The organism is Microbacterium umsixpiens, from assembly GCF_053543675.1.
Window position 1 is genome coordinate 15155 of sequence record NZ_JBLVOH010000171.1, and the last position, 6654, is coordinate 21808.

General features: G+C 69.1%; 5 protein-coding genes. 1 reads left to right on the forward strand and 4 read right to left on the reverse strand.

Going from position 1 to position 6654, the window contains the following annotated elements; all coding sequences use genetic code 11:
• Window positions 1-582, reverse strand: a 582-nt coding sequence (locus ACNPM4_RS16565; RefSeq protein WP_448986409.1) for an NAD(P)-dependent alcohol dehydrogenase, incomplete at its 3' end; no start/stop codon positions are given.
• Between the two features lie 95 nt (window positions 583-677).
• On the opposite strand from ACNPM4_RS16565, the gene ACNPM4_RS16570 reads away from it, so the two are divergent.
• The gene (locus ACNPM4_RS16570) at window positions 678-1127 is read left to right on the forward strand and encodes a hypothetical protein (protein ID WP_448986410.1); all 450 of its coding nucleotides are present in this window, start codon (window positions 678-680) and stop codon (window positions 1125-1127) included.
• A 22-nt stretch (window positions 1128-1149) separates the two neighbouring features.
• Here the strand turns inward: ACNPM4_RS16570 and ACNPM4_RS16575 are convergent, their stop codons facing one another.
• The 3 genes from ACNPM4_RS16575 to recQ all read right to left on the reverse strand — a co-directional run bounded on the left by ACNPM4_RS16575 (window position 1150) and on the right by recQ (window position 6622).
• The gene (locus ACNPM4_RS16575) at window positions 1150-3216 is read right to left on the reverse strand and encodes an acyl-CoA dehydrogenase family protein (RefSeq protein WP_448986411.1); all 2067 of its coding nucleotides are present in this window, start codon (window positions 3214-3216) and stop codon (window positions 1150-1152) included.
• Window positions 3217-3361: 145 nt separating this feature from the next.
• Complete coding sequence (locus ACNPM4_RS16580; protein WP_029261306.1) at window positions 3362-4456, reverse strand: ATP-binding protein; 1095 nt, start codon at window positions 4454-4456, stop codon at window positions 3362-3364.
• 99 nt (window positions 4457-4555) lie between these two features.
• The gene (gene recQ / locus ACNPM4_RS16585) at window positions 4556-6622 is read right to left on the reverse strand and encodes a DNA helicase RecQ (protein ID WP_448986412.1); all 2067 of its coding nucleotides are present in this window, start codon (window positions 6620-6622) and stop codon (window positions 4556-4558) included.
• Window positions 6623-6654 lie beyond the last annotated feature (32 nt).

Genomic DNA, 6654 nt, shown 5'->3' on the forward strand with positions numbered 1-6654 from the left:
CGCGATCTGCACGCCCATGTGCCCGAGCCCACCGAGGCCGACGACCGCGACGCGGGTGCCGGGACCGACGTTCCAGTGCCGCAGCGGCGAGTAGGTCGTGATGCCGGCACACAGCAGGGGCGCAGCCACATCCAGGGGCAGGGAGTCGGGGATGCGCAGGACGAATTTCTCGGCCACGACGACCTGCTCGGAGTAGCCTCCCTGCGTGACGGTGCCGTCGCGGTCCGTGCTGCCGTAGGTCTGCACCGCGCCCTCGGTGCAGTACTGCTCCTCACCGCGCAGGCAGTTGCGGCACTCGCCGCACGAGTTCACCAGGCATCCGACGCCGACGCGATCGCCGACCGCGTGCCGGGTCACGGCATCGCCCACCGCCGCGACCGTCCCGGTGATCTCATGCCCCGGAGCGAGCGGGTACCTCTGCGGCCCCCAGTCGCCGCGCACGGTGTGGATGTCGGAGTGGCAGATGCCGGCGAACGCGATTTCGATGAGCACATCGGACGGCCCGAGCTCGCGCCGTTCGATGACGGTCTTCTCCAGCGGGGCGGCTTCACGGGGTGCGGCGTAGGCGTTGACGCGGGTCACGGGGACTCCTTCTTCTGGTGGCGCGATCCACCCTACGCACCCGCTGCCGTCAAGGCCCCTGACGGTCGATGCGAACGGTCCGTACCCTCGACATCATGAGCATCCACACCGACCGGATCGAACAGTACCTCTCGCGCTATGCGGCATCCCTGACGGAGTTCGACGCCGAAGCCGCCGTCGAGCTGTGGTCGACCCCCGGCATGATCGCCGACGACCGGGTCTCCGGCGCCCTGGACACCCGGGAGGAGATGGTCGCGGGGCTGAAGCAGTCCTATCCCCTGTACCGGGAACTCGGCCTCGCCTCCGTCGGGCACGAGCTCCTCGACGCGAACGAGCTGTCGGATCGACTCGTGCTGGTGAAGGTGCGCTGGCTGTTCCGCGACGCCGAGGGCAAACTGCTGACCGACGCGACCAGCTACTACCTGCTGCGCGACGACGACACCGCGGGGCTGCAGGCGTGCGTTTGCATCGAGACGGACTCGGCCGAGCACCTCCACGCGCTTGCGGAGGAGCGCGGCATCGACCTCACGAAGTGGTCGTCCTGACAGGCGCCCCGGCCCCGAAAGATCAGCGCTGCTTCTTCTTGAGCGCCTTCTCCTGGATCGGCGCCTTGCCCGTGGCGGCGAGGTCGGCGTAGTACGCGCGAGCCTCGTCCTGGCGCTGCTTCTCGATGCCGCTCGCGATCGGCGCCCGCACGTGCTCGGGCTCGTAGCCGAACGCGTTCACCAGGTCGAGGGCATGGGGGCGCAGCCGCGCGCACAGCCGGTCGATGTAGCTCGACACGGCGGCGGCGCGCTGGGTCGACAGGCGCCCGTTGATCAGGTGCCAGGCGAGGTGCTTCTCGATGAGCTGCAGACCGAACAGATCGCGCAGCCAGGTGAGCACCTTCTTGGTGTCGGCGTCGTCGATCTGGTGCACGGCGTCGGTGAACGCCTCCCACTGCAGCAGCTCTCCGTGCGCACGAGCGGCTTCGATCAGCTCGGCCTGGTTCTCGTTGAACAGGCGGGCGCCGAGGGCCTTGTCCTTCGCCCCGGGGCGAAGGCGGGAGGCGATGTCGGCCACCATCTGCTGCACGCGTCCGGCGAGCAGATCGTGCTGCTGCTCCTCGCGGAGGCCCCGCTCGACCGACCGGCTGACCTGACCGAAGTCGGAGACCGCCTGGCCGAGCTGACGGAGCCCGGCGCCGTGGAACAGCTTGCCCGCGGTCATCCCGACGGCGAACTTGGCGAGAGCCGCGGCATCCTTGCCCTGGAACTGCTTGGCGTAGTCGGTCAGCAGACGCTTGCCCACCAGCTGCAGCAGGACGTTGTTGTCGCCCTCGAACGTCACGTAGATGTCGAGGTCGGCGCGCAGGCCCACCAGACGGTTCTCGAACATGAAGCCGGCACCACCGCAGGCCTCACGAGCCTCCTGCAGCGTGTCGAGCGCGTGCCAGGTCGACAGCGGCTTGAGAGCGGCGGCCAACGTCTCGAGGTCTTCGCGGTCGGCGGGGGTGTCGGTGCGCCCCGAGAACACGGCGTCGAACTTCTGCAGGAACTCGTCGTGCGCGAAGATCTGCGCGTACGTGGTCGCCAGACGCGGGAGCAGACGGCGCTGGTGCTTGCCGTAGTCCATGAGCACGACCTCCTGCCCGTCCGCGCCGTCGAACTGGCGACGCTGGGTGGCGTAGGTGATCGCGATGTGCAGGCCGAGCGCGGAGGCCCAGGACGCCGCACCGTCGAGCGACACGCGTCCCTGCACGAGCGTTCCGAGCATCGTGAAGAAGCGACGGCCGGGGCTGTCGATCGCGCTGGAGTACGTGCCGTCCGCCGCGACGTCGCCGTAGCGGTTGAGCAGGTTCGTGCGCGGGATGCGCACGTGGTCGAAAGACAGACGGCCGTTGTCGATGCCGTTGAGGCCGCCCTTGAGACCGTCGTCCTCGCGGCCGATACCGGGGAGGTCGACGCCGTCCTCTCCACGCAGCGGCACGTAGAAGCAGTGCACCCCGTGGTTCACGCCGTTGGTGATCAGCTGCGCGAACACGGTCGCCGCGACACCGTGCAGCGCGGCGTTGCCGAGGTACTCCTTGGTGGCCGCCCGGAACGGGGTGTTGATGACGAACTCTTCGGTCGCCGCGTCGTAGGTCGCGGTCGTCCCGACCGCGGCGACATCCGAGCCGTGGCCGATCTCGGTCATCGCGAAGGCGCCGGGGATCGAGAGGTCCATGATGCCGGGGAGCCACTTCTCGTGGTGCTCCGCGGTGCCGAGCTGCAGTACGGCCGAACCGAAGAGCCCCCACTGCACGCCCGACTTGATCTGCAGGCTGGGGTCGGCGACCACGAGCTCTTCGAAGCCGGCGATGTTGGCGCCGTTGTTCTCTTCGCCGCCGAGCGACTTGGGGAACGCCCGGTGCACGGCTTTGTTCTCGACCAGCAGGTGCAGCTGGCTGAGCACGCGCTCGCGGTGCTCGTCCTTGCCGAGCTCGTCCTTGCGCCAGAACGCCGAGTCCTTGATCATCTCGCGCGCCTGACGGCGCACGTCGCCCCAGGTGCCCATCAGGGCCTCGTTGACTCGGGCGACGTCCATCTGCGGGGCGAGCGCGGTCGCGGGCGATTCATCGGGTGTCGTCGAAGGACGGACGGCAGCGTCGACCATGGCATTCCTCCAGGGAAGTAGGGGTGCCCCCATGGTAGGTCTGCGACAAACCCGGGCGAACTCCGCTGTGAGCATCCTCCAACCGCGTGCGGGCATATGCCGGCGTTCCGTTGTCGCCTCGCGACAGGGCGACCGCGACAAAGGCTCAACGAGTGCGGAGATGTTCCCGCAGTCCGGGGATCGCGAAGTCGACGCGACCGTGGCCCGCTGGTTGGATCAGGCCCGCAGCGATGAGCCGCGCGCGGTAGTTGCCGACCGTGTTCTTCTTATCACCGAGGCGACGGCCGATGTCTGCCGCGGTCGCAGGGATATCGTCTTCGGCCATCGCTCTGAGGAAGTCGAGGTCCTTCGGGGAGACAGCGGACAGTGCAGCCTCGATGACCACACGGGCATTTCTGCGGTGTGCGGCAGACAGCGCCAGGTCGACGTCCTCGGCGCCGAGCGGTCGATCCGTCGATTCGGCCACCTGCCACAGGTGATAACCGATCAGCTGGATCAGAAACGGATAGCCGCCCGTCGACTCCGCCGCAGCCCTGATCAGCACAGGATCGAGTGGCGTGTCCCAGACGGCGAAGATGTCTGCGAATGAGTTCTCGACTTCGTCGATGGCTGCAGCGTGCAGATCGATCCGATCCGCCCGCCGCAGGAAGGTCGCGACCCCCTCGTTGAGGAGATCGGACACCGCCGCGGGGAGGCCCGCGAAGAGGAGCGCGATCGGGAGACCATCGCGGATGTAGTGCTGGACCGAGGCTGCGAGCTGAGCGAGTTCATCCCGGTCTGCCCCGTGGATCTCATCCAGGGTGATGACCAGCCCGGTTCCGTTCTCGTCGAGCTGTCGGAGAAGTTTCTCGCCGACCTGTCGCCATCCTGCTTGCTGTTCGGGAGGGAGCTGCGTCGTGATGGAGAAGCCTGCGGCGCCGATACCGGTGATCCGCCTTCCGGCCGGACCCTGCCCCTGTTCTTCTGCGGCGGCGCGCATCGCCTCGCCGATGCGACCCAGGAAGCCACGGGTCGCGGTCTCCGAGACAACCATCCAGCCGTGAGTGAGCGCCGCGTCCTCGGCTTCACCGAGCATGACGGTCTTGCCGATGCCTCGCGCGCCGGTGAAGATGGTCAGCAGCCCCGGCGCCCCGGAGCGGATGCGGAGCCCGTAGCGGAACTCATCGAGGATCCCGGCACGACCGATCAACTGCGGAGGCTCGGCTCCGGCTGTCGGGCGGAAGGGATTCACGCCGATCATCGCTGCCCTTCTGTGAACTCTTGTGTACCCAGTGTACTTAGGTGTTCTTGCCGCTCTCCCGACCGCACGCTATGGGTCTATGCGATTGGGCCGCGGTGGTCAGGCGGCGGCGATGACCGCCAGCACGCCCTCGCCGTAGGCCTCGCGCTTCTTGGCGCCGATGCCGGTGATGCCGTCGAGGTCCTTGAGAGATGCCGGCCGGTGCTCGGCGAGCGCGCGCAGGGTCGCGTCGCCGAACACGATGTACGCCGGCACACCCTGCTCCCGAGCGGTCTCGGCCCGCCAGGCGCGCAGCGCCTCGAACAGGCCGCGGTCCCCGGCATCCAGCGCGTCGGCGGCACTGGTCTTGCGCGCCCGCGACGAAGAGGTCGGACGCCCGATCGTGTCTTTGCGCAGCGGCACCGCGGTCTCGCCGCGCAGCACACCCGCCGCCTGCTCCCCGGGGGCGAGGGTGCCGTAGTCGCCCTGGGCGACCAGGATGCCGCGGGCCAGCAGCTGCCGAACGACGCTGCGCCAATCCTGGTCGGAGAGGTCGTTGCCGATGCCGTACGTCGCGAGCTTGTCGTGCCCCTGCTGCCGGATGCGCTCGGTCGAGGCACCCCGGAGGATGTCGATGAGGTGCCCCGCGCCGAACGACTGGTTGCGCTCGCGCTTGAGTCGAACGATCGTCGAGAGCAGCTTCTGCGCCGGCACGAGGCCGTCGAACGTCTCGGTGTCGTCGAGGCAGGTGTCGCAGTTGCCGCAGGGCTGCGACTCCTGGCCGAAGTACCCGAGCAGGTTCTGTCGGCGGCACTCGACCGTCTCGCAGAGCGCGAGCATGGCGTCGAGGTGCTGCCCCATCCGCATCTTGAACGTGCGATCGCCGGGGCTCTGGTCGATGAGCCGGCGCTGCTGCACGACGTCGCCGAGCCCGTACGCCATCCAGGCCACCGCGGGCTCGCCGTCGCGGCCGGCACGACCCGTCTCCTGGTAGTACCCCTCGACCGACTTCGGCAGGTCGATGTGCGCGACGAAGCGCACATCGGGCTTGTCGATACCCATGCCGAACGCGATGGTCGCGACCATGACCACGCCGTCTTCCCGGAGGAAGCGCGCCTGGTTGGCCGCCCGCACCTCGGCGGGAAGACCCGCGTGATACGGCAGCGCGTCGAGGCCCTGTGCGGCGAGATAGGTCGCCGTCTGCTCGACCGACTTGCGGCTGAGGGCGTACACGATGCCCGCGGGCTGGGCGCCGTCGTCGCTCGCCGGGGTCTGCGCCTTGATGAAGGCGACCAGCTGCTTGCGCGGGTCGACCTTGGGCACGATCCGGTACTGGATGTTCGGGCGGTCGAAGCTCGCGACGAAGTGCTTCGCGGCCGCTCTGCCGTCAGCACCGTCGAGGCGCAGCCGCTCGGTGATCTCCTTGTGCGTCGCCGCGGTCGCGGTGGCCGTGAGCGCCATGCGCGGCACCCCGGGGAACCGCTCGCCCAGGTCGCCGAGGGTGAGGTAGTCGGGACGGAAGTCGTGGCCCCACTGCGACACACAGTGGGCCTCGTCGATCGCGATCACGCTGAGCGTTCCGCGCTGGAGAAGCGCCGTCGTCTGCGCGTTCGACAGACGCTCGGGGGCGACGTAGATGAGGTCGAGCTCGCCGGCGACGTAGGCCCGCTCGACCTCGCGACGCTCGTCGATCGCCTGGGTGGAGTTGAGGTAGGCCGCGTTGACGCCGTTGGCCCGCAGCGCGTCGACCTGGTCGTGCATGAGCGCGATCAGCGGGCTGATGACGAGCCCCGTGCCCTCGCGCACGAGTGCGGGCACCTGGTAGGTGATGCTCTTTCCGCCGCCGGTGGGCATCAGGACGACGGCGTCGCCGCCCGAGATGACCTGCTCGACGATGTCGGCCTGGTCGCCGCGGAACTCGTCGTAGCCGAAGACCGTGTGCAGCGCCTCGCGCGCAGTCGGATAGCGGCTCGGAGTGGCCTGGCGCACGGCGGGCGCACGGCCGGCGGAGGGAGCCGGGGCCACCGGAGTGACCGGCCCCTGTCCCCAGTCGAGCGGCGGCTCGTAGCCCGCGCCCTGCGGCTCCCAGTCCATGGGCTCCGGAGGAGCGGACGACTCCCATCCGTCGTCGTAGGGCTCGTCGGCGTACGGCAGATCCGCGTACGGGTCACGGGGAGTCTGCGGCATCCCTCCAGCGTAACGACCCCCGCCGACGCGGG

What these genes read in the sequence shown, in the direction of transcription:
- ACNPM4_RS16575 (WP_448986411.1), bottom strand. Translation starts at nt 3,216, where the DNA reads ATGGTCGACGCTGCCGTCCGTCCTTCGACGACACCCGATGAATCGCCC.
- recQ (WP_448986412.1), bottom strand. Translation starts at nt 6,622, where the DNA reads ATGCCGCAGACTCCCCGTGACCCGTACGCGGATCTGCCGTACGCCGAC.
- ACNPM4_RS16570 (WP_448986410.1), top strand. Translation starts at nt 678, where the DNA reads ATGAGCATCCACACCGACCGGATCGAACAGTACCTCTCGCGCTATGCG.
- ACNPM4_RS16580 (WP_029261306.1), bottom strand. Translation starts at nt 4,456, where the DNA reads ATGATCGGCGTGAATCCCTTCCGCCCGACAGCCGGAGCCGAGCCTCCG.